The 573-nt window shown below is 45.7% G+C and carries 1 pseudogene; it reads left to right on the top strand.

Annotated features, from left to right (window positions below):
* Nucleotides 1-573, top strand: a pseudogene (locus tag R7Z50_RS29620) (molecular chaperone HtpG); the annotation flags it as partial.

Here is a 573-nt window from a genome sequence, read left to right as displayed (position 1 = left end):
TTTCACACGATTTCGCTGATCCGTTGGTGTGGAGCCACAACCGCGTAGAAGGTAAAAACGACTACACTAGCCTACTTTACATCCCATCGAAAGCGCCATGGGATATGATGAATCGTGATCATAAGTCAGGTCTGAAACTGTACGTGCAACGTGTGTTCATTATGGATGATGCTGAACAGTTTATGCCGTCTTATCTACGTTTCGTACGCGGCTTGATTGATTCAAACGACCTGCCACTACACGTATCGCGTGAAATTCTACAAGACAACAAAGTGACTCAGTCGCTACGCAATGCATGCACGAAACGTGTACTGACTATGCTTGAGCGCATGGCGAAGAATGATGAAGAAAAATACCAATCATTCTGGAAAGAGTTTGGCCTAGTGTTGAAAGAAGGCCCAGCGGAAGACGTTGCGAACAAAGAGAAAATTGCAGGTCTGTTGCGTTTTGCTTCAACAGAAGTTGATTCTGCGGAACAAACCGTTGGTCTCGCATCCTACGTTGAGCGCATGAAAGAAGGTCAAGATAAGATCTACTACTTAACTGCAGATAGCTACGCGGCGGCGAAGAACA

The sequence above is a fragment of the Vibrio sp. 1249-1 genome, assembly GCF_033340495.1.
Note: the sequence above shows the minus strand (reverse complement) of the source record. Positions and strands in the feature narration are given on the sequence as shown.